The organism is Pseudomonas sp. NPDC098740, from assembly GCF_044760065.1.
Taxonomy (GTDB): Bacteria; Pseudomonadota; Gammaproteobacteria; order Pseudomonadales; family Pseudomonadaceae; genus Aquipseudomonas; species Aquipseudomonas rossensis.
The window spans coordinates 99,793-123,280 of sequence record NZ_JBIWAM010000012.1 but is presented as its reverse complement, the minus strand read 5'-3'; the positions used below and the strand labels follow the sequence as shown (position 1 = coordinate 123,280).

Below are 23,488 nucleotides of genomic sequence, written 5' to 3'. Positions count from 1 at the left end.
CCCAAAATGCCTTGCGTGCTCATTGCTTCCAGAAAGACCTACGGTTTGCGCTTATGCGAATCCTTCCAGATAAAAAATCCAAACCCTGCAAAAAACAGAACCATGAGGCCGACTGTCAGCACTCCGGCGATCACCACGTTGTCGAAAAACATGACTGGCCTCCTGCACTTGCCTTGTTGCGATGGGGCTAAGTTAACCAATCAGGCAGGAGAAAAAATTGACCGGGATCAATGTCGCCCGAGACTGGGCGTAAAGGAGGGGAAATAACTGACCTGCATCAACCGATGCAGGGTGTTTCAACGCTTTTTCGGTTTGTTCTTCGGCTTTTTCTTCGCTTTACCCAACGGCATGGCGTGCTCGAACGCCTGGCGCACTTCGTTCAGGCGCTTTTCATTAAGGTCATGAACCCGCTTGGCGCGTTCGGCGTTGAGGTCGATCAGCTTGTCGTCTTGGCTCATGGTGCTCAGTGCATCGCCTGGAATGAAATTCAGTTGCCGCATCTGCAGGCAAGGATGTGCCAATAATGCGGTCTGATGGCAGCGCTGACCAGCCGTGAGCTCAAATCTGGATATCGACCCACAAACCCTGCCGTGGCTGATCTTCCATCAATGGCGCCACCGGCACGGTATTGTCGGCATTGAGCTCGTCACCGGGAATCGCCAGGTGCTCTTCGGGATCTTCATCGGCTTCGCGGCGGCGCCTTTGCTGTTCCTGCTTGCGGCGCTGTTCCTCGCGCAGCTGAAACGCCGCCTCTTCCGGATCGCGCTGTTGCAGGTCGATGGTGCTTTCGTTGGAGCTTTCCTGCACCGGCACCACGGGGGGAATATCCGGCCGCTGGCGAATCGGATCCTGCTGTGAGGTGATTGGCACGGCACTCAAGGGGAGCATCGGTGGCAGCATAATTATTAGTCTCCTGTCAGCAGGCTGTCGGCTGCGGGGATGGCGACTTGAGCCATCGGTCGCAAACTGTGACCCGTTTGGCACTTGTAGGAGCTGCCGCAGGCTGCGATCTTTATCGGACAACATAGAACTCAAGCGTTCCCCAAGATCAAAAGATCGCAGCCTTCGGCAGTTCCTACGCCGTAAACCTTTTGGTCTGGAGGGCCGATTCCGTTAAGATAGCCCGCTTTTTCAAGGTGGGAGTCAGGCAGCATGGCGCAGCAGTATCAACCGGGGCAACGCTGGATCAGTGACAGCGAAGCCGAGCTGGGTTTAGGCACCGTTCTGGCACAGGACGGCCGCTTGTTGACCGTGCTCTACCCGGCCACTGGCGAGACTCGCCAGTACGCGCTACGGAATGCGCCCCTCACCCGCGTGCGGTTTTCGCCGGGTGACTCGATCACTCACTTCGAAGGCTGGAAACTGACCGTACAAGAAGTCGACGACGTCGACGGCCTGCTGGTTTACCACGGCCTCAACGGGCAGAACGAAGTGGTTACCCTGCCGGAAACCCAACTGTCGAACTTCATTCAGTTCCGTCTGGCCAGCGATCGTTTGTTCGCCGGGCAGATCGACCCTCTGGCCTGGTTCTCCCTGCGATACAACACCCTCGAACACACCAGCCGCCAGTTGCAGTCCGCGCTTTGGGGCCTCGGTGGCGTGCGTGCGCAACCGATCGCGCACCAGCTGCACATCGCCCGTGAAGTCGCCGACCGCATTGCACCGCGGGTTTTGCTGGCAGACGAAGTGGGCCTGGGCAAAACCATCGAAGCCGGTCTGGTGATCCATCGCCAACTGCTCTCGGGCCGCGCCAACCGCGTGCTGATCCTGGTTCCGGAGAACCTGCAGCACCAGTGGCTGGTGGAGATGCGCCGCCGCTTCAACCTGCAAGTCGCGCTGTTCGACGAAGAACGCTTCATCGAAAGCGATGCTGCCAACCCGTTTGAAGACACCCAGCTCGCGCTGGTTGCACTCGAGTGGCTGGTGGAAGACGAGAAGGCCCAGGACGCACTGTTCGCCGCCGGTTGGGACCTGATGGTCGTCGACGAAGCCCACCACCTGGTGTGGCACGAAGACAAGGCCAGCCCCGAATACTCGCTGGTCGAGCAACTGGCCGAAGTCATTCCCGGCGTCCTGCTGCTGACCGCGACCCCGGAACAACTGGGTCAGGACAGCCACTTTGCGCGTCTGCGCCTGCTCGACCCAAACCGTTTCCATGACCTGCACGCCTTCCGCGCCGAGAGCGAAAACTATCGCCCGGTGGCCGAAGCCGTTCAGGAGTTGCTGGACAAGGGGCGCCTGTCGCCTGAAGCGCACAAGACCATTCACGGTTTCCTCGGCAACGAAGGCGAAGCCTTGCTGGCTGCGGTCAACGATGGCGATATCGAAGCCAGCGCCCGTCTGGTCCGCGAACTGCTGGACCGCCACGGCACAGGCCGCGTGCTGTTTCGCAACACCCGCGCCGCCGTGCAAGGTTTCCCGGAGCGCAAACTGCACCCGTACCCGCTGCCGTGCCCGGACGAATACCTCGAACTGCCGTTGGGCGATCACGCCGAGCTGTACCCGGAAGTCAGCTTCCAGGCCCAGCCGGACGCCAACGAAGAAGAACGCTGGTGGACATTCGACCCGCGCGTCGAGTGGCTGATCGATCAGCTGAAGATGCTCAAGCGCACCAAAGTGCTGGTGATCTGCGCCCACGCCGAAACCGCCATGGACATGGAAGACGCCCTGCGCGTGCGCTCCGGCATCCCGGCCACGGTCTTCCACGAAGGCATGAACATCCTCGAGCGTGACCGCGCCGCTGCCTACTTCGCCGACGAAGAATTTGGCGCGCAAGTGTTGATCTGCTCGGAAATCGGCAGTGAAGGTCGTAACTTCCAGTTCTCGCACCACTTGGTGCTGTTTGATCTGCCGGCCCACCCGGACCTGCTGGAGCAGCGTATCGGTCGTCTGGACCGGATCGGCCAGAAGCACATCATCGAACTGCACGTGCCGTACCTGGAAACCAGCCCGCAAGAGCGCCTGTTCCAGTGGTACCACGAAGCGCTGAACGCGTTCCTCAACACCTGCCCGACCGGTAACGCCCTGCAGCATCAGTTCGGCCCGCGCCTGCTGCCGCTACTGGAAAATGCCGACGACGGCGAGTGGCAAGCGCTGATCGACGAAGCCCGCGCCGAGCGCGAACGTCTGGAAGCCGAGCTGCACACCGGCCGCGACCGCTTGCTGGAACTCAATTCCGGCGGTGCCGGCGAAGGTGATGCACTGGTCGAGGACATCCTTGAGCAAGACGACCAGTTCGCCCTGCCGATCTACATGGAAACCCTGTTCGACGCCTTCGGCATCGACAGCGAAGACCACTCGGAAAACGCGTTGATCCTCAAGCCGAGCGAAAAAATGCTCGACGCCAGCTTCCCGCTGGGCGACGACGAAGGCGTGACCATCACTTACGACCGCAACCAGGCGCTGTCTCGCGAAGACATGCAGTTCATTACCTGGGAACACCCGATGGTTCAGGGCGGCATGGACCTGGTCTTGTCCGGCTCCATGGGCAACACCGCCGTGGCGCTGATCAAGAACAAGGCGCTGAAACCTGGCACCGTGTTGCTCGAACTGCTCTACGTCAGCGAAGTGGTTGCCCCGCGCTCGCTGCAACTGGGCCGTTACCTGCCACCGGCCGCCCTGCGCTGCCTGCTCGATGCCAATGGCAACGACCTGTCGGCCCGCGTGTCGTTCGAAACCCTTAACGATCAGCTGGAAAGCGTGCCGCGTGCCAGCGCCAACAAGTTCATCCAGGCCCAGCGCGATCAGCTGACGCCACGGATCAACGCCGGCGAAGAGAAGATCTTCCCGCGTCACGCCGAGCGCGTGGCTGAGGCGCAGCGTCGTCTGGCCGCCGACACCGATGAAGAACTGGCGCGCCTGACCGCGTTGCAAGCGGTCAACCCGACCGTGCGTGACAGCGAACTGGTGGCCCTGCGCAAGCAACGCGAGCAAGGCCTGGCCATGCTCGACAAGGCTGCGCTGCGACTGGAAGCGATTCGGGTGTTGGTGGCGGGTTAACTCTCCTGCTCCACCGCTAAAACAAAAGGCCCGCAGTGATGCGGGCCTTTTTGCATTCTGTAGGTCTGTGGTTATACCGATGACGCCAAGATCGCAGCCTTCGGCAGCTCCTACGGGTGTACGCATTCCAAGGTAGGAGCTGCCGAAGGCTGCGATCTTTTGATCTTAAACCGCGGGCGCTACAGAAACCCCAGGCTCAACCACCGCCACCAACCCTTCCTTCATCCGCTTGGCATCGCGCACAAAACAACGCGAAGCCAGGAACAGAAACACCATGGTGAAAAACAGCGCCACCGGGATCAAATACATCGCGTCATGCAAGCCGACAGCCTTGAACGCCTCGGTCATCTGTCCAGCGCCGGCCGAGAGCATCGCCGTATGTGCAAAGTGGTCGGACAATGCGCCCACTACCACCGGCCCCAAACCACCACCCAGCAAATACAATCCGGCAAAGAACAGCGCCATGGCCGTAGCCCGCAAGCGCGGCTCGACTACGTCCTGAATGGCGGTATAAACGCAGGTGTAGAAGTTGTAGGCAAACAACCAGCCCACACTGAACACCGCCACAAATACCCCGATCTCGATCCGCCCGGAATGCAGCGCCCAAGCCGTGCACACCGTCGAGATGATCAAGCTGAACGCGGCAAACAGCAGTCGCCCATTGGCCACCCGCTGGTGAATCTTGTCCGCGACCCAACCGCCCAGTGTCAGGCCGAACAACCCGGTCACGCCGACGATCACCCCGGTCGCCACCGCCGCTTCCTGTAACGGCATCAGGAAATAGCGCTGCAGCATCGGCACCAGAAACGAGTTGCAGGCATACGTGGCGAAATTGAAGCACAGCCCCGCCATCACCAGCCACAGGAAAGTCGGCACCGCCAGCACCCGACGGATCGGCCGGTCTACGCGCTCCTGCGAGACTTGCACACTCTCTGCGGCGCCGCGTTTCGGTTCTTTGATGTAGAACATGAAGATCGCAAGGATCAGCCCCGGCACTGCCGCGATAAAGAACGGCGCGCGCCAGCTGTCGAAGGCCTTGACCATGGCACCGATGGTGAAGAACGCCAGCAGCAGCCCCAACGGCAGTCCCAGCATGAAGATACCCATCGCCCGTGCCCGGCGGTGGGCCGGGAACAGGTCGCCGATCAGCGAGTTGGCAGCCGGTGCGTAACTGGCTTCACCGATGCCGACGCCCATGCGCACGATCAGGAAAGCCCAGAAACTCCCCACCAGTCCGTTGACTGCTGTCAGCCCGCTCCATGCCGCCAGGCCCCAGCCCATCAATTTACTGCGCGAACCGGTATCGGCCATCCGTCCCAGAGGCAGGCCGGCAATGGCATAAACGAGGGTGAATGCGGTACCGATGATCCCCAGCTGAAAGTCACTGAGGTGCCATTCCATGCGGATCGGTTCGATGATGATGGCCGGAATGGTGCGGTCGAAGAAGTTGAACAGGTTGGCCAGGAACAGCAGGAACAGAATGCGCCAGGCATTCGCCGCTTGGGTCGAGTTCTGCATGGGTCCGTCTCTTTTATTGTTATTGGGGCTTCACTGCCTGCGCATCCGAGCCCGGAACCTGCAATCTAGTCAGGCGCGCCAGAGCTGTCTGTCATTATTTGTAAAGCTGATATCCGCCCATGGAGGATGTCGCAGCTGATACAACATTTATTTCCAAACGCTCTAACGCTAATTCAAAAATGGTTAGGGCCGATGTGCCACTATCGTTTGCACTCTAAACATGCCTTCTATACTCCAAAGCATTCGCCAGCGTTCATGGCGCCAGCCAGGATGACAATGGGGCATGCTATGGAGTGGCTTGGTTTGAATTTCATTACCGAGCTGACGGCGAACGGCCAGGTAATACTCAACTGCACACATGACCCTTTTCTGGTACTGCTGGCGTATTTGGTCGCCTGTGTCGGCAGCTTTGCCACATTGGACATGGCCGAACGGGTCGGTCACGTGGAAAAACCCGCCTCGCAGCGGCTCTGGCGCTGGGTCGGCGCCAGTTGCCTGGCGGGCGGTATCTGGGCCATGCACTTCATTGGCATGCTAGCGTTTCAGGCTCCGATCGACATTCAATATGAATTACCCATCACTCTCCTTTCTCTGTTGATCGCCCTGCTCGCCTCGTGGCTGACCATGCATACTCTCAGTCATCCCCACCTGAGTTTTTGGCAATATCTCCAGGCTTCGATCTGCATTGGCCTGGGCATCGCCACCATGCATTACGTGGGCATGACCGCCATGCGTTCGAGTGCGATGGCCTATTACCAACCCACGCTATTCGCCCTCTCCATTGTGATCGCCATCGGTGCCAGCCTTGCAGCCCTGCTGATATCAAGTCATCTGCGCGACGGCACCGGTCTGTTCCATCAACTGCTCAAATACAGCGCCAGTCTGGTGCTCGGGGCAGGCATCATCAGCATGCACTTCACCGGCATGGCCGCCTTCAATCTGGTGCTGCCCGCCGACAGCCTCCAGCCGCTGCCCGGCGTAAACAATCATCTGCAACTGGGTCTGACGGTGGCGATCATGACGCTGCTGATCATCGGCAGCAGCATCAGCGCGGCGATGGCGGACAAGAAGCTGCAAAACAAGGAACACGATCTGCAACGGGTCAACGCCCTGCTCAGTCAACTGGACCAGGCGAGAATGTCGTTACAACAGGTGGCGCACTACGACCCACTGACCAACCTGATCAACCGCCGTGGCTTCAACCAGATTTTTGCCGAGAAGCTCATGGAGAAAACCAACGAAGGCGGCATGCTGGCGGTGCTGTTCCTGGACATCGACCATTTCAAGCGGATCAACGACAGCCTCGGCCATGATGCCGGCGACGAATTGCTCAAAGTCCTGGCTGACCACATAAAGTGTTCGGTGCGCAGCCACGAAGATGTGGTTGCGCGCTTCGGAGGCGACGAGTTTTGCATCCTCATCGGCCTGCATGATCGTGATGAAGCGCGGCACATGGCCCAGCGCATCATGGCGAAAATGAAGGAGCCCATCGAGCTGTCCGGGCGGCGCATGGTCATGACCACCAGTATCGGCATCAGCTTGTTTCCGCAAGATGGCAAGACCTGTGAAGAGTTGCTGAAAAACGCTGACCTGGCGCTGTATCAGTCCAAGGACAGCGGGCGCAATGGCCTGAATTTCTTCAGCGAAGACCTGAAAACCCGCGCGACGCTGGAACTGCAACTGGAAGAAGAACTGCGCCACGCCCTGCGCGAAAACACCGGACTGATGCTCTATTACCAACCGATCTATGACCTGAAAACCGCTCAGGTCAGCAAGCTTGAAGCGCTGGTCCGCTGGCAACATCCGGTTCACGGACTGCTGGTACCGGACCGGTTCATTGCCATCGCCGAGGCCAACGGCCTGATCGCCGAACTGGACAACTGGGTCCTGCGCAAAGCCTGTGAGGATCTGGGCGAGTTGTCGCGTCAGGGTTGCGAAGAACTCCACATCGCCGTGAACTGCTCGCCCCTGAACCTGGCGCGCGAAGAATTGGCCGATGAAATCGAACACGCGCTGCGGGTTGCCGGAGTGACGCCGCAGCGACTGGAACTGGAAGTGACCGAAAATGCGCTGATGGGCAACATCGCCGATACGCTGGTGTTGCTGCGCCAGATTCGTGCCCTCGGCGTGTCGCTGTCGATTGATGACTTCGGCACCGGTTACTCATCACTGGCCTATCTCAAACGGCTGCCACTCAACACGCTGAAGATCGACCGCTCGTTCATCCAGGACATTCCCAAGGCCACCCAGGACATGGAAATCGTTCAAGCGATCATCGTCATGGCCCACACGCTGCATTTGCAGGTGGTGACCGAAGGCGTCGAAACCCTTGAGCAATACGAGTTTCTGGAGCGTAACGGCTGCGACTTCGTGCAGGGCTACCTGCTCAGTCGTCCGGTACCGCTGGCGGAATTGCGTCCCGTGCTGAGCGAAATCAACCAGCGCAAGCACCCGCACATTGTCAGCCCTTTGAGTCTGGCTCGCGGTACAACTGCACTAGCGTCGACGGATCTTTTTCCAGGAATCCCTGGCTCCCATGCAGTCGCATCAGTTGTGCGGCCAGTCCACTGATCGGGGTGGCCGAGCCTTGCTCACGGGAAAACTTCACCGCGGTGTCGAGGTCCTTGAGCAGCGTGCGCACATGCCATTTCACCGGTTCGAAACGGCTTTCGGCCATTTGCGGACCCAGGATCTGCAAGGGCTTTGAATCGGCAAACCCGCCTGCCAGCGCCTCGGCGATCAGACTGGCCTGCACCCCGGAACGCTCGGCCAACGCCACGACTTCAGCGATAACCAGCGCGTTGCAGGCGACGATCATCTGATTGCAGGCCTTGGTCACCTGCCCCGCTCCGACGGCGCCCATGTGAGTCACACGCTGGCCGAGGCTCAACAGCACAGGCCTGACGCGCTCAAGATCCTCCGCTTCTCCGCCCACCATGATCGCCAGGCTGCCAGCCTCGGCCCCGACCACTCCGCCGGACACTGGTGCATCCAGCCAGCTCATACCGGTTTGGCTGACCAGCGCCGTTGCCATTTCCCGCGTCGCGGTAGGTTCCAGGCTGGAAAAATCCACCAGCAGTTGACCGCTTTTCGCACCTTGCGCAATCCCTGCCGCACCAAACACCACCTCACGAACCACCGACGTGTTCGCCAGGCACAACATCACCACGTCGGCGTGCTGGCACAGCTCAGCCGGCGTGGCGACCTGTCGAGCACCGGCGTCGACCAGCGGCGCGCACTTGGCTGGATTACGGTTCCACACCGTCAGCGGATAACCCGCTGCCAGCAGACGCCGGCACATCGGCAAGCCCATCAGGCCGACCCCCGCAAACCCGAGTGAAGGTAACGCTGCCATCATTTGGCCTCCTTTTGATTAAAGATCGGTAAATATTGGCCGATTCATCATGACTTAGGAAAGGATTCCCCCGAGTGATGCTCAGGCCAAGGCCCTGACGCTTGGGCCAAATACGCGCTAAAAAAAGACGCGAGATCCCATCCGTGATGGTTCGACGACATCGTGTCGCCCAACCAACCAGCCCAGGTACATGGCGCACAATGACTTCTAAAAACAATCCGGCCACTGCGATTTCCGATCTGACGTTGAGCCCCGCGGCAAACAGCTCCGCACCGTCGAAGCCATTGACGCCATCGCGCCCGTTGGCAACTCAGCAATACCTGTACTTCACCGAAACCAATACCGATCGTATCCTCGATAATCTCGACGGTCTGCGCGACATGGTGTTCCCACGCCCACCGCATCTGGAAGGAGACAGTGAACAGCACAGCGATCAGGAATTCCCGTCGGTGTGCCTGATCGGCCTGGGCCGCTGCGGTTCGAACATCGCGCTGGACGTCGCGGAGCTGGTGTACAACGCCCGCAAGTTCTACCTCAACGAATTCAATAACGAAGATCGCCTGTCGCCGGACAAGCGCTTCGCCGAAAAGGGCTACAGCCCGGCACAGTGGATTCGCAACAACTTGCGCCTGGGGCCGAACAAGGCCACCAAACCGGTGTTCCTGGTAGAACCGCTGGTCATGCTCGGCGACCTGGACAAAGACATCGCCGGCCGCATCCGTTTCTCGCGCAAGGGCGAAAAAAGCGGTTTCCTGCGCGACTACAGCAAAATGAAGATCATGGACTTGTCGGAAGTCCACGCCGGTGGCGCCGGTAACGCGCCGATCCTCGGCCAATACCTGGCCAAGATCATCCTGAACAAGGACACCCAGCGTTTCTCCAGCCCTGACTGGAAGATGATTCACTCGTACCTGATCGACAGCTGCGGGATCAAGGCCAACCAGTCGCGCCTGTACTTCTCGATCTTCAGTGCCGGTGGTGGTACCGGTTCGGGCATGGCCTCGGAATTCGGCCTGGCCCAGCAGCATTCGTACATGAACAAGACATTCGATACCAAGCCGATGGACGAGCACGACGGTAAGAGCGGTCATTCCTTCGTCTTCGAGCCAATCTTCACCAGCGGCATTTGCGTGTTGCCGAACATTTCCGATCACCGCAGTGAAATGTCTGAGGCGCTGCACATCAACGCCGGTCGCCTGCTGTGTAAATACCTGTCGGAAGAGTGGGACTTCTCCTACAACTTCGCCAACGAAGACAGCAGCGAAGCCAGTGTCATGGGTCGTATCCGCCCATGGAACGCCATGATGCTGATCTCCAACGACATCATGCGTTACGCCGAAGAAAGCGATGACGGCAACATCCAGAACATCGACGTCAACGCGATGGAAAAGCACGCTAACCAGTACATCTCACAGCAGATCTTCAACATTCTGACGGCGCAGGCGGTGACCACCGACTACGACCAGAACTATTTCCGTCGGGCTGGCATCGACATTGGCGAAACCATTCGCCTCGACGCCAATGACCTGTTCATGAGCCTGGCCGGCCCCGTAGCGATTGCCTACGCCGAGTCCGTGGTGCCGGAAACCCCGCCGCCGAGCAGCGACAAGTTCAAGGTGTTCGAGAAAGAACCGCAGCGCCTGAACATCGACGACCTGTTCTTCCGCTCCATCGACTTGCCGCACTTCAACAAAGTGACCCAGGCGATCGAAGGCATCAGCCTGTTGCCGATCGAATCCAAGCGCTATCGCGCCTCGCTGGAGCAGTACAAGAACTCGGGGTATGACGCGGCCGCCTTGCACGACCTGCACTTCTTCAAGAACTGCTCGTCGGTGGTCTCGATTGTTTCGCTGCCAAAGGACTACAAGCTGTCATACATGGACCTGAACCGGTTGAAGACCCACCTCAACAGCCTGTTCCCGAACACCACGCTCAAGCGTTATGCGCTGGTCATCGGCGCCTCGGCCAACCTGTCGCTGACCACCCTGATCGCCAAGAGCCCGTGCCTGTCGGACGATTTCCTGACGCTGATCGTGGCCTTCATCAAGCGGTGCTTCGCGAAAAACCCGTACCGCTTTGACGAGACCCTGGATAACTCGATCCTGGACTTCATCATTCATGAAGATTTCGACGAGGACCGTATCGACGAGCTGCTAAATGAGTTCGAGAACCCGGCGAAGATCCTCGACACCAACTGGTACGCGATCAAACCGATGTACGAGAAGAAGTACCGCGAGCTGATCAACGACAAAGACAAGTTCGTCTCGATCAATGACATTCGTCTGTCCCGGGATTGCGTGAAGAAGGCGATCAAGTACTTGCGCGAGATTTATCGTCACCGGATTGGCAAGACCAAGGTTATTTCGCTGAACAACCATACTGGCAAGACCGCTTAATCAGCAGCGCCCCAATCGCGAGCAAGCTCGCTCCCACAGGGGCCCGCGTTCTTTCAGGAAGAATGCGATCACATTGTGGGAGCGAGCCTGCTCGCGATGGCGGCATCAGATTCACCACAAATCCCAACATCCCGAAACAATTAAGCAGCCATCAGGCTGCTCAATAAACTGTTCCCGTTACGTTTACGTCACCCTCGCCAAGACCCTTCTGTGGCCTTTCTCTACGGCAACATGCCATCACGCTACTCGGCTACACACTTTTGCCCGACAAAGGCGCGCACCAATCAAGTGCACGACTTCAGCTCGTCGCCCTTTCCTGGATCAAAATCCACGGCGAAACGACCACTGCCCACAGCTGCGGATCACGTTCAAAAAGATCCAGCGCCCGCGTTTCAGACAGCTTGGCGACCTTGTCGGCGGCCAGCCAGGCAGCCACTTTCTCGCCTTCGTCAGTCGCGACTGCCTCCGCTGCAGCAATCAAATCCAGATCGGGATCGACCCACAATAGGGCACCCCTGGCGAAGAACGGCTCAAGCTCCTTCCAGGTAATAGATGCGGTTTCACCAAGCAGCTTGGCATAGAGGGTGCTAGGTTCTTGAGTCATGGGTCCTGTCCGGAAAAGAAATCGACGTAATCATAACGTTGGTGGTCTGGCAGAAAAACCCGGATGCAATTGAGTTACCGATTGAAAACAGCAGGAAAGCCAAGGATTGCTGATATTTCAGCTATAACCCCCGCCGCCATTCTGTCTTTTTCTTTCAATAAAGCGACACCCTCAGGTTTTGCCCCCTGGCGCTAGCTTCCCAGGCTAACAATTGGCGCTCTACACTGTACCGGTACAGTTGCCGGGGGCATTTTCCGGAGGATATCGAAGATATCTGACCCGGTTCTGCTGCTACGGCGCCAGGACTATAAAAACTACAACAGTAAGAGTGGAGCACTATGACTAAGGCTACTAAGCAGATTTCCAAACTGTTTGCCGCTATGGTTCTGGCCGGGGTTGCCAGCCATTCGTTCGCAGCTGACACCATCAAGATCGGCATCGCCGGCCCTAAAACCGGCCCTGTAGCCCAATACGGCGACATGCAGTTCAGTGGCGCAAAAATGGCCATCGAACAGATCAACGCCAAAGGCGGCGTAGACGGCAAGAAACTCGAAGCCGTTGAATACGATGACGCCTGTGATCCAAAACAAGCGGTAGCGGTCGCGAACAAAGTCGTCAACGACGGCGTCAAGTTCGTGGTCGGTCACCTGTGCTCCAGCTCCACCCAACCGGCTTCGGACATTTACGAAGACGAAGGCGTGATCATGATCACCCCGGCTGCCACCAGCCCGGACATCACCACTCGTGGTTACAAAATGGTGTTCCGCACCATCGGTCTGGACAGCGCCCAAGGCCCTGCCGCCGGTAACTACATTGCCGACTTCGTAAAACCGAAAATCGTTGCCGTTCTGCACGACAAACAGCAATACGGTGAAGGCATCGCCAGCGCCGTGAAGAAAACCCTGGAAGGCAAAGGCGTCAAGGTTGCCGTGTTCGAAGGCATCAACGCCGGCGACAAAGACTTCTCGTCGATGATCGCCAAGCTCAAGCAAGCCAACGTCGACTTCGTCTACTACGGCGGCTACCACCCGGAACTGGGTCTGATCCTGCGTCAAGCCAGTGAAAAAGGCCTGAAAGCCAAGTTCATGGGTCCGGAAGGCGTGGGTAACGACTCCATTTCGCAGATCGCCAAAGACGCTTCCGAAGGTCTGCTGGTGACCCTGCCGAAATCCTTCGACCAGGATCCGGCCAACATCGCCCTGGCTGACGCGTTCAAAGCCAAGAAAGAAGATCCAAGTGGTCCGTTCGTGTTCCCGGCCTACTCCGCTGTGACCGTCATCGCCGACGGCATCAAGGCTGCCAAGTCCGAAGACACTGCCAAAGTGGCTGAAGCCATCCACAAAGGCACCTTCAAGACTCCAACTGGCGACCTGAGCTTCGACGACAAGGGCGACTTGAAAGACTTCAAATTTGTGGTTTACGAGTGGCACTTCGGCAAACCAAAAACTGAAGCCAAGCCTCAGTAAGGCGTTGCCTGACTGACTGCCAATAAAGCCCACGGCGTGCCGTGGGCTTTGTTTTACGAACGTATTGGGCCGCGCTGGCGTGATCCGCCAGTCTCCCCACCTGAAAATCTCAAAACCGTCATCAGCGGTTCGCTGGCAAACCTCGCGTTCGAAGTGGATGCAGATCCACGGGGCTCGAGCGGGAAAATGACTCCACCAGTGAAATGCGTATCAGGTTTTTAGGAGCGCTGTAATGCCTGACATCTATCACTTCTTCCAACAGCTGGTTAATGGTCTGACCATTGGCAGCACGTATGCCCTGATCGCCATCGGCTATACGATGGTTTACGGCATCATTGGAATGATCAACTTCGCCCATGGCGAGGTGTACATGATCGGCTCTTACGTGGCGTTCATCGCCATCGCCGGGCTGGCCATGATGGGACTCGACAGTGTTCCACTGTTGATGACCGCCGCTTTCATCGCGACCATTGTCGTGACCAGTGCCTACGGTTACAGCATCGAACGGATCGCCTACCGCCCTTTGCGCGGCAGCAACCGTCTGATCCCGCTGATTTCCGCCATCGGCATGTCGATTTTCCTGCAGAACACGGTTCTGCTGGCGCAAGACTCCAAGGACAAATCCATCCCCAACCTGATCCCCGGCAACTTCTCCATCGGGCCAGGTGGCGCACATGAAGTGCTGATTTCCTACATGCAAATCGTGGTGTTCGTGGTGACGCTGGTCGCCATGCTCGGCCTGACGCTGTTCATCTCCCGCTCTCGCCTGGGTCGCGCCTGCCGCGCCTGTGCCGAAGACATCAAGATGGCCAATCTGCTGGGTATCAACACCAACAACATCATCGCCCTGACCTTCGTCATCGGTGCCGCACTGGCGGCCATCGCGGCCGTGCTGCTGAGCATGCAATACGGCGTGATCAACCCCAACGCCGGCTTCCTTGTCGGCCTCAAGGCCTTCACCGCAGCGGTACTGGGCGGTATTGGCAGCATCCCCGGAGCCATGCTCGGCGGGATCGTGCTTGGGGTGGCGGAAGCCTTTGGTGCCGATATCTTCGGCGACCAGTACAAGGACGTCGTGGCGTTCGGTCTATTGGTCCTGGTGTTGTTGTTCCGGCCAACCGGCCTGTTGGGCCGTCCGGAGGTTGAGAAAGTATGACTAGGAATCTTAAACAGGCGTTGTTCAGCGCCTTGCTGGTGTGGGCCGTTGCCTACCCGGTACTCGGTCTGAAACTGACCATTGTCGGCATCAACCTCGAAGTCCATGGCACCAGTGACGCCACACTGATCACCATCGCCGTTTGCTCGGTGCTGATGTTCCTGCGGGTGCTGTTCGACCAGCAGATCAGCTCGGCCTGGCGCTCCTCGCCAAGCATGCCGCTGATTCCGGCCAAGGCCAGTAACTTCCTGACCCTGCCGACCACCCAACGCTGGATCATCATTGCGTTGATCGCCGGTGCGCTGGTCTGGCCGTTCTTCGGTTCTCGCGGGGCGGTGGATATTGCCACCCTGGTGCTGATCTACGTGATGCTCGGCCTGGGCTTGAACATCGTGGTCGGCCTGGCCGGTCTGTTGGACTTGGGTTACGTCGGCTTCTACGCCGTCGGTGCCTATAGTTATGCGTTGCTGTCGCATTACTACGGCCTGAGCTTCTGGATCTGCCTGCCGATCGCCGGTTTGATGGCGGCCACCTTCGGCTTCCTGCTCGGGTTCCCGGTACTGCGTCTGCGCGGTGACTACCTGGCGATCGTGACGTTGGGCTTCGGTGAAATCATCCGTCTGTTCCTGCGTAACCTGACCGGTCTCACGGGCGGTCCGAACGGTATCAGCAACATCGAGAAACCAACGTTCTTCGGCCTGACCTTCGAACGTAAAGCCGCCGAAGGCATGCAAACCTTCCACGAGTACTTCGGCCTGGCCTACAACTCGATCAACAAGGTGATCTTCCTTTACCTGGTCGCGTTGTTCCTGGCACTGGCGGCACTGTTTGTCATCAACCGCTTGCTGCGCATGCCTCTGGGCCGCGCGTGGGAAGCATTGCGTGAAGACGAAATCGCCTGCCGTGCACTGGGTCTCAACCCTACGGTCATCAAGCTTTCGGCCTTCACCCTCGGCGCCAGCTTCGCCGGTTTTGCCGGTAGCTTCTTTGCCGCCCGCCAGGGTCTGGTGACACCGGAGTCCTTCACCTTCATCGAGTCGGCGATCATTCTCGCCATCGTCGTGTTGGGTGGCATGGGCTCGCAGCTGGGCGTGATCCTGGCAGCCGTGGTAATGATCCTGCTGCCGGAAATGATGCGTGAGTTCAGTGAATACCGCATGTTGATGTTCGGCGCCTTGATGGTGCTGATGATGATCTGGCGCCCTCAGGGTCTGCTGCCCATGCAACGTCCTCACATGGAGCTGCGCAAATGAGCCGCGAGATCCTTAAAGTCGAAAATCTGAGCATGCGCTTCGGCGGCTTGCTAGCGGTCAACGGCGTAGCCCTGAGCGTGAAGGAAAAACAGGTCGTGGCACTGATCGGCCCCAACGGCGCCGGCAAGACCACCGTGTTCAACTGCCTGACCGGTTTCTACCAGCCGAGTGGCGGCAGCATCCTGCTGGACGGCGAGCCGATCCAGGGCCTGCCCGGCCACAAGATTGCCCTCAAAGGCGTGGTGCGCACCTTTCAGAACGTGCGGTTGTTCAAGGACATGACGGCGGTCGAGAACCTCTTGATCGCCCAGCACCGTCACCTGAACACCAACTTCCTGGCCGGTCTGTTCAAGACCCCGGCGTTCCGCAAGAGCGAGCGCGAGGCCATGGAGTTCGCCGAGTTCTGGCTGGACAAGGTCAACCTCAAGGCGTTCGCCAACCGGCCGGCCGGCACCCTGGCCTACGGTCAGCAACGTCGTCTGGAAATCGCTCGCTGCATGATGACCCGTCCGCGGATCCTCATGCTCGACGAACCGGCCGCCGGCCTGAACCCGAAGGAAACCGAAGACCTGAAGGCGCTGATCAGCATGTTGCGTGAAGAGCACAATGTCACCGTGCTGCTGATCGAACACGACATGAAACTGGTCATGAGCATTTCCGACCACATCGTCGTGATCAACCAGGGCACGCCTCTGGCCAACGGCACGCCGGAACAGATCCGCGACAATCCCGAAGTGATCAAAGCCTACCTGGGGGAAGCGTAAATGCTGCAATTCGAAAACGTTTCCACCTTCTACGGCAAGATCCAGGCCCTGCACAGCGTCAATGTGGAAATCCGTCAGGGCGAAATCGTCACCCTGATCGGTGCCAACGGCGCGGGCAAATCCACCTTGCTGATGACGCTTTGCGGTTCGCCGCAAGCCCACAGCGGCAGCATCAAGTACATGGGTGAAGAGCTCGTGGGGCAGACCTCGGCGCAGATCATGCGCAAGAGCATCGCCGTGGTTCCGGAAGGTCGTCGGGTGTTTGCCCGACTGACCGTGGAAGAAAACCTCGCCATGGGCGGGTTCTTCACCGACAAGGGCGATTATCAGGAACAGATGGACAAGGTTCTCGGACTTTTCCCACGCCTGAAAGAGCGCTTTGCCCAACGCGGCGGCACCATGTCCGGCGGCGAACAGCAAATGCTCGCCATCGGCCGTGCGCTGATGAGCAAGCCCAAGCTGTTGCTGCTCGACGAACCTTCGTTGGGCCTGGCACCGATCATCATCCAGCAGATCTTCGACATCATCGAACAGCTGCGCAAGGACGGTGTGACGGTGTTCCTGGTGGAGCAGAACGCCAACCAGGCGCTGAAAATCGCTGACCGTGCGTACGTTCTGGAGAACGGCCGGGTGGTGATGACAGGCACTGGGGAAGCGCTGCTGACCGACCCGAAAGTACGTGAAGCGTACCTGGGTGGTTGAGTCTTCGCGGTAAACAAAAAACGGCCTTCGGGCCGTTTTTTGTGCCTGTCACACATCTCATAACAATGAAGATCTCCCCGTAGGAGATTTTGGGTGTTTTGGAGAGCGTGTTTAATCAGTGTCTGTGTTACTTCCTGCAAGCTACAACGCCTTGCGTCGTTGCCTACAGCTACGCCAGAATCCGCCGGCTTGTGCGCCTGGGGACCGGCCTCTATCGTTTCCCCGCCACTGCCCATCAGTGGTCGGGTTTAGTCGCTCGGTTGTTTTGCACAGAAACGCATAAGCGCCAAAAAGTCAGGTATCCCTTTCCTGCACTTGATGGCGGCTGTGTGCAGGGCGCCTTCGGGCGCGCCGAGTTTCTGTGCTCATCGGTCGACTAACCTGCATACAGCTGCCACCCATTCGTTTAGTCGCGAACCGGGCGTAGCCCTTACAGCGAGCACAAACTTATGTTCAAGAACTCACCCAATCCCCCGCACAATCCCAGCCCGATGTTTGTCGTCGCGCCCGGTATCGATGTGCAAACCCTGCTGGGCCATGCCAGCGAATCACTAGCGTCGGCGAGTGTGATGGCCAGCAATTTCGCCGCTTTCCTGGAAGGTTCGCACCGCAACATGCTGCTCGGTATCCAGCAAAGCATCATGCTGGGCGAACTGGCGGTGAATCGGGCGCTGGATCAAATCGACCCCCAAGAATCCTGACCACGAAGATCACCCTGTGGGAGCGAGCCTGCTCGCGAATGCAATTTCACATTCAACAGAAATGTTGTCTGCCCTACCGCTTTCGCGAGCAGGCTCGCTCCCACAGGGATCTATGTGGTGTGCTGGAGCCGATCCAGTGCCTCGCCACTGCGCTTGAACCAGCCAATCAAATAGTCCGCCAACACCTGGGTGCGCTTCGGCAAACCGCCCTGATACGGGTGAACCAGGTACATCGGCATGCGGCGGGTCTGATAGTCACGCAGGAGCCAGCGCAAACGGCCGTCAGCCAATTCCGCTTGCAGCAGGTAGGACGGCAACCGCGCAATACCGGCGCCAGCCAGCGCGGCTTTTTTCAACAGGCTGTAATGGTTGCTGGCGAACGGTCCCGACACGCGAACCCGCAGCAACTCGTGTTGCTGGTGATAGAGCCACTCTTCGCGGCCGCTGTAATGACTGTTGAGCAGACAGCGATGTTCAGCGAGGGCCTGCGGTGTCAGCGGTTCGCCGTATTGCTCAAGGTAAGCCGGGCTGGCGCAGGTCATTTCGTGCCAGGCTAATAGCGGTCGGGCCACCAGGCGCTCGTCATTGCCCACCTCGGAGCGAACCGCGAGATCAAACCCGTCACGGGACAAATCACGGTAGCTGTTGCTCAGGTCCAGCTCGATCTGCACCTCGGGATATTTGCCGGAGAACTCCAGCAACAAGCCATCGAAGAAGGTTTCCCCCAGCGAAACCGGAACCGTCATACGCACCGGCCCGGCCATGTCGTCCTTCAGCCGCGCCAATGCCTGACGCGCCCTCTCGACTTGGACTACGAGCGCCTGGGCTTGCGGCAACAGCGCCGCACCTGCGGCCGTCAGGCTCAAACGGCGGGTGGTGCGTTGCAGCAGCACCACAGAAAACCGCGATTCCAGTTGGCTGATGCGCTTGGATAACTGCCCCTTGCTGCACCCCAATTGCTGCGCCGCCAGGGTAAAACTCCCCGCCTCGATCAACACCGCAAACGCTGCCAGATCATCCATTTCGCTCATGGATTGTTTCCATTTGAAAACCAAAGGTTGCCTATTAGCACGCTTATCGATGAAAAAAACCACTCTAGACTGAAGCCTCTTTCAACCCACTCAAGGAACAGCAGCATGAAAATTCTTTTGATAGGCGCAGGCGGCACCATCGGTTCGGCGGTCGACAAGGAGCTGTCCGAGCGTCACGAGATCATCCGCATCGGCCGCAACAGCGGTGATTTCCATGTGGATATCAGCGACAGCGCTTCGATTCGCAAGCTGTTCGAGAAAACCGGCAAGTTCGATGCACTGGTCTGCGCCGCTGGCAACGTGACATTCGCACCCCTCGGTGAAATGACCGAAGAAAGCTTCGCGCTGGGCCTGAAAGACAAGTTGATGGGCCAGGTCAATCTGCTGCTGATCGGCCGCGAGTTCGCCAATGACGGCGCCTCGTTCACCTTCACCACCGGCGTGCTCAGCCACGACCCGATTCGCAGCGGCGCCTCGGCAGCGCTGGTCAACGGCGCCCTTGACAGTTTCGTCCGCGCCGCCGCCATCGAACTGCCTCGTGGTCTACGCGTTAATTCGGTGAGCCCGAACGTACTGGTCGAAGCCATGGGCAGCTACGCGCCGTACTTCCGCGGCTACAAACCGGTTCCGGCAGCGGATGTGGCATTGGCCTACGCCAAAAGCGTCGAGGGCCTGCAAACAGGTCAGACCTTTCACGTGGGCTAAACCCTTGTGATGAACGGTCAGGCTGCGTAACGTGGCGGCACTTGTCTGGAGACTCAAAGATGCGTGTTGCCCGTTCCTTAGTCCTTGTTGCCCTGCTTCCGTTGTTTGCCGCCTGCCAACTGCTTGAGGGCCCGCGTGAAAGTGCCTCCCACGTGGGCCAGACCCGCATGCAAGGCCAGTTGACGGCGGCGGACGGCAAGTTGCAGTTCCAGCCATGCAATGAACAACGCAGTTACGTCGTCAACGACACCGGCGGCACCAGCGTCCTGCAAGAGGCCGCCACCCTCGCCGATGCTCAGGGCAAGCTGTTCGCCGACGTGCGCGGGCGAATCGTCGACAACCGCCTCGATCTGGCACAGCTGTACCGCGTCGAGCGCTCGGGCACCGCGTGCAACGATCCGAACTTCAAATTGCTTATCCTGCGCGCCGCCGGCCATGGGCCTGAGTGGAACGTGAAAGTCAGCGGCAAAGGCATGGTCATCGAGCGCGCCGGTCAGCCGCCATTGGCCGTGCCCTACGTTGAAGAGCAACTGGGCGATGGCCGCTTCAACCTCAGCACCGAAGCCAATAACCAGCAAATCGAATTGTGGGTTGCACCGCAACGTTGCGTCGACAGCACCACCGGCAGTGTCCAGCACATGAGCGCCGAACTGCGCGTAGACGGCCAAGTTCAGCGTGGCTGCGGGTATTTCGGCGGATCGCGTAACGACTGATCGTTTTAGCCTCACGGGAATCATTCTTTGAGGCTTATAATCGCGGGCTTCAAACGCCTTGGCGCAGTTGTGCGCCCCGCGAACCGGATCCTGTCATGTTACGAATCACCGAACTCAAGCTGCCGATCGACCATCCCGAAGAAGACCTGCGCCCTGCCATCGTGCAGCGCCTGGGCATCACCAGTGATGACCTGCTCGATTTCACCTTGTTCAAGCGCAGCTACGATGCGCGCAAAAAGTCCTCCGAACTGTGCTTCATCTACACCATCGACCTCAACGTTCGCGATGAGGCGACGGTGCTGCACACGTTCGTCGATGACCGTAACGTCAACGTGGCGCCGGATGTCAGCTACAAAGCGGTCGGCCAGGCGCCGGCTGATCTTGAGCAACGTCCTGTCGTCGTGGGCTTCGGTCCGTGCGGGATTTTCGCCGGGCTGCTGCTCGCGCAAATGGGCTTCAAGCCGATCATCCTCGAGCGCGGCACCGAAGTGCGCCAGCGCACCAAGGACACCTGGGGCCTGTGGCGTAAAAGCGTGCTTAACCCCGAATCCAACGTGCAGTTCGGTGAAGGTGGCGCGGGGACGTTCTCTGACGGCAAGCTTTACAGCCAGATCAAGGACCCGAAATTCATCGGTCGCAAAGTCCTGCACGAGTTCGTCAAAGCGGGTGCGCCGGAAGAAATTCTCTACGTCAGCAAACCGCACATCGGTACGTTCCGTCTGACCGGTGTTGTGGAAAACATGCGTGAGCAGATTCGTGCGCTGGGTGGCGAAGTGCGCTTCCAGCAGCGGGTGACCGATGTGTTGATCGAGGACGGCCAACTGGTCGGCGTCGAGCTCAATGGCGGCGAGCAGATCCATTCGAAACACGTGATTCTGGCCCTCGGCCACAGCGCCCGGGACACTTTCCGCATGCTGCATGGCCGTGGCGTGTTCATGGAAGCCAAGCCGTTTTCGGTGGGTTTTCGCATCGAACACCCGCAGTCGCTGATCGACCGCGCACGCTTGGGCAAGTACGCCGGCCACCCGAAACTCGGGGCCGCCGACTACAAACTGGTGCACCACGCCAGCAACGGACGTTCGGTCTACAGCTTCTGCATGTGCCCGGGCGGCACCGTGGTGGCCGCGACGTCCGAGCCGGGCCGCGTGGTCACCAACGGCATGAGCCAGTACTCGCGTAACGAGCGCAACGCCAACTCCGGGATCGTCGTCGGGATCACCCCGGAAGTCGATTATCCGGGCGGCCCGCTGGCGGGTATCGAGTTGCAGGAACGCCTGGAATCCCACGCCTTTGTGCTGGGCGGCAGCAACTACGAAGCGCCGGCGCAACTGGTCGGCGACTTCATTGCCGGCAAGCCGTCCACCGAGTTGGGCAGCGTAGAACCGTCTTACAAACCGGGGGTTGCCTTGGGTGATTTGGCGTTGGCCTTGCCGGCGTTTGCCATCGAAGCCATTCGCGAAGCCTTGCCTGCGTTCGAGAAGCAGATTCGCGGTTACTCGCTGCACGACGCCGTGTTGACCGGGATCGAGACACGTACGTCGTCGCCGCTGCGGATTACCCGTGACGAGTCGATGCAGAGCCTGAACGTGAAAGGCTTGTTCCCGGCGGGTGAAGGCGCGGGTTATGCGGGCGGGATTCTGTCGGCGGGTGTCGACGGGATTCGGATTGCAGAAGCCGTGGCCCGCGACATCCTCGGTCTCGAGGCTTAAGCCTTAACATCAAAAGATCGCAGCCTTCGGCAGCTCCTACAGGGTGTTCACCGTCCTATGTAGGGGCTGCCGAAGGCTGCGATCTTTTTGCTGTTGTCAGATATTGGCGCGTAGAACGGTGGCCGGCAGCGGCTCACCGCGCTCAATACTCCCCGCCACGGCATCCATCAAACCACTCAACTCATACCCCTGGGCCTTGAGCCAAGCCTCATCGTAATAAGTGGTGGCATAGCGCTCGCCGCCATCACACAGAATCGCCACGATTGACCCCGACTCCCCCGCCGCCGCCATCTGCTGGGCCGCCATCAAGGCGCCGATCAGGTTAGTCCCGCTCGACCCGCCAACCCGACGTCCCAAACGCTGCGCCAGGTAATGCATGGCCGCCAGAGACAACGCGTCCGGCACTTTGACCATCGCATCGATCACTTTGGGCAGGAACGACGCTTCTACCCGAGGCCGACCAATGCCTTCAATCCGCGAACCGCAATCCAGGCGCAGACTGGCGTCGCCGGTCTGGTAGTAATCGAAGAACACCGAGCGCTCGGCATCGGCGCAGAGCACGCGGGTGCAATGCTGGCGGTAACGCACGTAACGGCCCAGCGTCGCGGTGGTGCCGCCGGTGCCGGGGCTGGAGATCAGCCAGCTCGGCTCGGGGTGCAGCTCGAAACGCATTTGCTGGAAGATCGACTCGGCGATGTTGTTGTTCGCCCGCCAGTCGGTAGCGCGCTCGGCATAGGTGAACTGGTCGATGAAATGCCCATCGTGTTCGCGAGCCAACCGCTCGGATTCGGCGTAGATCTGCGTCGGATCATCGACCAAATGGCTCTTGCCGCCGTAGAAAGCGATCTGCGCGATCTTCTCTTTGGACGTGCTCGCCGGCATCACCGCAATAAACGGCAAGCCCAGCAAACTGGCGAAGTACGCCTCGGAAATCGCCGTCGAACCGCTGGACGCTTCAATCACCGGCGCACCGGGTTTGAGCCAGCCATTACACAGCGCATACAGAAACAGCGAACGCGCCAACCGGTGCTTCAGGCTGCCGGTGGGATGGCTGGACTCATCCTTGAAATACAACTCGATGCCCGGAAAACCCGGCAGCGGCAAGGGAATCAGGTGGGTGTCGGCGCTGCGCTGGAAGTCGGCTTCGATGATCCGGATGGCTTCGCGGGCCCACTGTCGATGGTCGCTCATGGTGTTTTTCTCGTTGAGTCGGCCTTGTTGCAAGGCTCAGCTAACAAGCTTAGGAAAAAACCTACATCACGCACAGGTACAGCTGAGGTTCAATACGCCCGACAACTGCTAGGCTCAGGTCCCTGCTGATCGTTCACGCTGTAACGGTATATAACAAAAAAGAATATAACTTTTGTTTTAACAACTAACGGTACGGGTTAGGGTGTGCCACCTTTTGAATTCATC

Annotated in this window: 20 protein-coding genes; 12 read left to right on the top strand and 8 right to left on the bottom strand. The window is 59.0% G+C overall.

Annotated elements, in window-relative coordinates:
- Nucleotides 1-38: 38 nt before the first annotated feature.
- The 3 genes from ccoM to ACIQU2_RS16765 form a co-directional block, all read right to left on the bottom strand.
- The gene (gene ccoM / locus ACIQU2_RS16775; protein WP_010462558.1) at nucleotides 39-152 is read right to left on the bottom strand and encodes a cytochrome c oxidase subunit CcoM; all 114 of its coding nucleotides are present in this window, start codon (nucleotides 150-152) and stop codon (nucleotides 39-41) included.
- 144 nt (nucleotides 153-296) lie between these two features.
- Complete coding sequence (locus tag ACIQU2_RS16770) at nucleotides 297-458, bottom strand: hypothetical protein (RefSeq protein ID WP_095128014.1); 162 nt, start codon at nucleotides 456-458, stop codon at nucleotides 297-299.
- 100 nt (nucleotides 459-558) lie between these two features.
- Entirely contained in the window at nucleotides 559-900 is a 342-nt protein-coding gene (locus ACIQU2_RS16765) for an aspartate-semialdehyde dehydrogenase (protein WP_095128015.1), read from the bottom strand.
- A gap of 252 nt (nucleotides 901-1,152) precedes the next feature.
- On the opposite strand from ACIQU2_RS16765, the gene rapA reads away from it, so the two are divergent.
- Nucleotides 1,153-3,999 (top strand): RNA polymerase-associated protein RapA, encoded by a 2,847-nt coding sequence (rapA, locus tag ACIQU2_RS16760; RefSeq protein ID WP_403142638.1) that lies wholly within the window; start codon nucleotides 1,153-1,155, stop codon nucleotides 3,997-3,999.
- Between the two features lie 165 nt (nucleotides 4,000-4,164).
- Here the strand turns inward: rapA and ACIQU2_RS16755 are convergent, their stop codons facing one another.
- Complete coding sequence (locus ACIQU2_RS16755) at nucleotides 4,165-5,517, bottom strand: MFS transporter (protein ID WP_347802824.1); 1,353 nt, start codon at nucleotides 5,515-5,517, stop codon at nucleotides 4,165-4,167.
- A gap of 288 nt (nucleotides 5,518-5,805) precedes the next feature.
- Between ACIQU2_RS16755 and ACIQU2_RS16750 the strand changes: the two genes are divergently transcribed.
- Nucleotides 5,806-8,088 (top strand): putative bifunctional diguanylate cyclase/phosphodiesterase, encoded by a 2,283-nt coding sequence (locus ACIQU2_RS16750; protein WP_403142635.1) that lies wholly within the window; start codon nucleotides 5,806-5,808, stop codon nucleotides 8,086-8,088.
- On the opposite strand, the gene ACIQU2_RS16745 is transcribed toward ACIQU2_RS16750, so the two are convergent.
- Nucleotides 7,979-8,875: an NAD(P)-dependent oxidoreductase gene (locus ACIQU2_RS16745; RefSeq protein ID WP_403142632.1), complete on the bottom strand. Its 897-nt coding sequence runs from the start codon at nucleotides 8,873-8,875 to the stop codon at nucleotides 7,979-7,981. The genes ACIQU2_RS16750 and ACIQU2_RS16745 overlap by 110 nt on opposite strands.
- A gap of 197 nt (nucleotides 8,876-9,072) precedes the next feature.
- On the opposite strand from ACIQU2_RS16745, the gene ACIQU2_RS16740 reads away from it, so the two are divergent.
- Nucleotides 9,073-11,268, top strand: a complete 2,196-nt coding sequence (locus tag ACIQU2_RS16740) for a hypothetical protein (RefSeq protein ID WP_403142631.1) — start codon at nucleotides 9,073-9,075, stop codon at nucleotides 11,266-11,268.
- A 298-nt stretch (nucleotides 11,269-11,566) separates the two neighbouring features.
- Here ACIQU2_RS16740 and ACIQU2_RS16735 read toward each other — a convergent pair whose 3' ends face one another.
- Complete coding sequence (locus ACIQU2_RS16735; protein WP_403142629.1) at nucleotides 11,567-11,872, bottom strand: DUF2288 domain-containing protein; 306 nt, start codon at nucleotides 11,870-11,872, stop codon at nucleotides 11,567-11,569.
- A gap of 338 nt (nucleotides 11,873-12,210) precedes the next feature.
- Here ACIQU2_RS16735 and ACIQU2_RS16730 point away from each other — a divergent pair, with 338 nt between their 5' ends.
- The 6 genes from ACIQU2_RS16730 to ACIQU2_RS16705 all read left to right on the top strand — a co-directional run bounded on the left by ACIQU2_RS16730 (nucleotide 12,211) and on the right by ACIQU2_RS16705 (nucleotide 17,914).
- Nucleotides 12,211-13,338, top strand: a complete 1,128-nt coding sequence (locus ACIQU2_RS16730; RefSeq protein ID WP_347802820.1) for a branched-chain amino acid ABC transporter substrate-binding protein — start codon at nucleotides 12,211-12,213, stop codon at nucleotides 13,336-13,338.
- Between the two features lie 232 nt (nucleotides 13,339-13,570).
- Nucleotides 13,571-14,494, top strand: coding sequence for a high-affinity branched-chain amino acid ABC transporter permease LivH (gene livH, locus ACIQU2_RS16725; protein ID WP_347802819.1), 924 nt, complete (start codon nucleotides 13,571-13,573; stop codon nucleotides 14,492-14,494).
- The gene (locus ACIQU2_RS16720; RefSeq protein ID WP_064676188.1) at nucleotides 14,491-15,747 is read left to right on the top strand and encodes a high-affinity branched-chain amino acid ABC transporter permease LivM; all 1,257 of its coding nucleotides are present in this window, start codon (nucleotides 14,491-14,493) and stop codon (nucleotides 15,745-15,747) included. The genes livH and ACIQU2_RS16720 overlap by 4 nt, the downstream gene beginning before the upstream one ends.
- Nucleotides 15,744-16,511 (top strand): high-affinity branched-chain amino acid ABC transporter ATP-binding protein LivG, encoded by a 768-nt coding sequence (gene livG, locus ACIQU2_RS16715; protein ID WP_129441792.1) that lies wholly within the window; start codon nucleotides 15,744-15,746, stop codon nucleotides 16,509-16,511. The genes ACIQU2_RS16720 and livG overlap by 4 nt, the downstream gene beginning before the upstream one ends.
- Nucleotides 16,512-17,213, top strand: coding sequence for an ABC transporter ATP-binding protein (locus ACIQU2_RS16710; protein ID WP_046046223.1), 702 nt, complete (start codon nucleotides 16,512-16,514; stop codon nucleotides 17,211-17,213).
- Between the two features lie 449 nt (nucleotides 17,214-17,662).
- On the top strand, nucleotides 17,663-17,914 hold the full coding sequence (locus ACIQU2_RS16705) for a DUF6124 family protein (RefSeq protein WP_347802817.1): 252 nt from the start codon (nucleotides 17,663-17,665) through the stop codon (nucleotides 17,912-17,914).
- 110 nt (nucleotides 17,915-18,024) lie between these two features.
- Here the strand turns inward: ACIQU2_RS16705 and ACIQU2_RS16700 are convergent, their stop codons facing one another.
- Nucleotides 18,025-18,945 carry a LysR family transcriptional regulator gene (locus ACIQU2_RS16700; protein WP_403142622.1) on the bottom strand — a complete coding sequence of 307 codons (921 nt, stop codon included), beginning with the start codon at nucleotides 18,943-18,945 and terminating at the stop codon, nucleotides 18,025-18,027.
- A gap of 105 nt (nucleotides 18,946-19,050) precedes the next feature.
- Here ACIQU2_RS16700 and ACIQU2_RS16695 point away from each other — a divergent pair, with 105 nt between their 5' ends.
- From ACIQU2_RS16695 to ACIQU2_RS16685, 3 genes are all read left to right on the top strand, one after another.
- Nucleotides 19,051-19,650, top strand: a complete 600-nt coding sequence (locus ACIQU2_RS16695; protein ID WP_403142619.1) for a short chain dehydrogenase — start codon at nucleotides 19,051-19,053, stop codon at nucleotides 19,648-19,650.
- Nucleotides 19,651-19,709: 59 nt separating this feature from the next.
- A complete protein-coding gene (locus ACIQU2_RS16690; protein ID WP_403142617.1) occupies nucleotides 19,710-20,363 on the top strand; it encodes a COG3650 family protein in 654 nt (217 codons plus the stop codon).
- Nucleotides 20,364-20,458: 95 nt separating this feature from the next.
- A complete protein-coding gene (locus ACIQU2_RS16685; protein ID WP_347802814.1) occupies nucleotides 20,459-22,072 on the top strand; it encodes an NAD(P)/FAD-dependent oxidoreductase in 1,614 nt (537 codons plus the stop codon).
- 96 nt (nucleotides 22,073-22,168) lie between these two features.
- Here ACIQU2_RS16685 and ACIQU2_RS16680 read toward each other — a convergent pair whose 3' ends face one another.
- Nucleotides 22,169-23,263, bottom strand: coding sequence for a PLP-dependent cysteine synthase family protein (locus ACIQU2_RS16680; protein WP_403142613.1), 1,095 nt, complete (start codon nucleotides 23,261-23,263; stop codon nucleotides 22,169-22,171).
- Nucleotides 23,264-23,488 lie beyond the last annotated feature (225 nt).

Coding starts and splice junctions, on each gene's coding strand:
- rapA (WP_403142638.1), top strand. CDS start 1,153: ATGGCGCAGCAGTATCAACCGGGGCAACGCTGGATCAGTGACAGCGAA.
- ACIQU2_RS16720 (WP_064676188.1), top strand. CDS start 14,491: ATGACTAGGAATCTTAAACAGGCGTTGTTCAGCGCCTTGCTGGTGTGG.
- ACIQU2_RS16685 (WP_347802814.1), top strand. CDS start 20,459: ATGTTACGAATCACCGAACTCAAGCTGCCGATCGACCATCCCGAAGAA.
- ACIQU2_RS16740 (WP_403142631.1), top strand. CDS start 9,073: ATGACTTCTAAAAACAATCCGGCCACTGCGATTTCCGATCTGACGTTG.
- ACIQU2_RS16765 (WP_095128015.1), bottom strand. CDS start 900: ATGCTGCCACCGATGCTCCCCTTGAGTGCCGTGCCAATCACCTCACAG.
- ACIQU2_RS16700 (WP_403142622.1), bottom strand. CDS start 18,945: ATGAGCGAAATGGATGATCTGGCAGCGTTTGCGGTGTTGATCGAGGCG.
- ACIQU2_RS16770 (WP_095128014.1), bottom strand. CDS start 458: ATGAGCCAAGACGACAAGCTGATCGACCTCAACGCCGAACGCGCCAAG.
- ACIQU2_RS16690 (WP_403142617.1), top strand. CDS start 19,710: ATGCGTGTTGCCCGTTCCTTAGTCCTTGTTGCCCTGCTTCCGTTGTTT.
- ACIQU2_RS16750 (WP_403142635.1), top strand. CDS start 5,806: ATGGAGTGGCTTGGTTTGAATTTCATTACCGAGCTGACGGCGAACGGC.
- ACIQU2_RS16735 (WP_403142629.1), bottom strand. CDS start 11,872: ATGACTCAAGAACCTAGCACCCTCTATGCCAAGCTGCTTGGTGAAACC.
- ACIQU2_RS16730 (WP_347802820.1), top strand. CDS start 12,211: ATGACTAAGGCTACTAAGCAGATTTCCAAACTGTTTGCCGCTATGGTT.
- livH (WP_347802819.1), top strand. CDS start 13,571: ATGCCTGACATCTATCACTTCTTCCAACAGCTGGTTAATGGTCTGACC.
- ACIQU2_RS16705 (WP_347802817.1), top strand. CDS start 17,663: ATGTTCAAGAACTCACCCAATCCCCCGCACAATCCCAGCCCGATGTTT.
- ccoM (WP_010462558.1), bottom strand. CDS start 152: ATGTTTTTCGACAACGTGGTGATCGCCGGAGTGCTGACAGTCGGCCTC.
- ACIQU2_RS16745 (WP_403142632.1), bottom strand. CDS start 8,875: ATGATGGCAGCGTTACCTTCACTCGGGTTTGCGGGGGTCGGCCTGATG.
- ACIQU2_RS16755 (WP_347802824.1), bottom strand. CDS start 5,517: ATGCAGAACTCGACCCAAGCGGCGAATGCCTGGCGCATTCTGTTCCTG.
- ACIQU2_RS16695 (WP_403142619.1), top strand. CDS start 19,051: ATGAAAATTCTTTTGATAGGCGCAGGCGGCACCATCGGTTCGGCGGTC.
- ACIQU2_RS16710 (WP_046046223.1), top strand. CDS start 16,512: ATGCTGCAATTCGAAAACGTTTCCACCTTCTACGGCAAGATCCAGGCC.
- livG (WP_129441792.1), top strand. CDS start 15,744: ATGAGCCGCGAGATCCTTAAAGTCGAAAATCTGAGCATGCGCTTCGGC.
- ACIQU2_RS16680 (WP_403142613.1), bottom strand. CDS start 23,263: ATGAGCGACCATCGACAGTGGGCCCGCGAAGCCATCCGGATCATCGAA.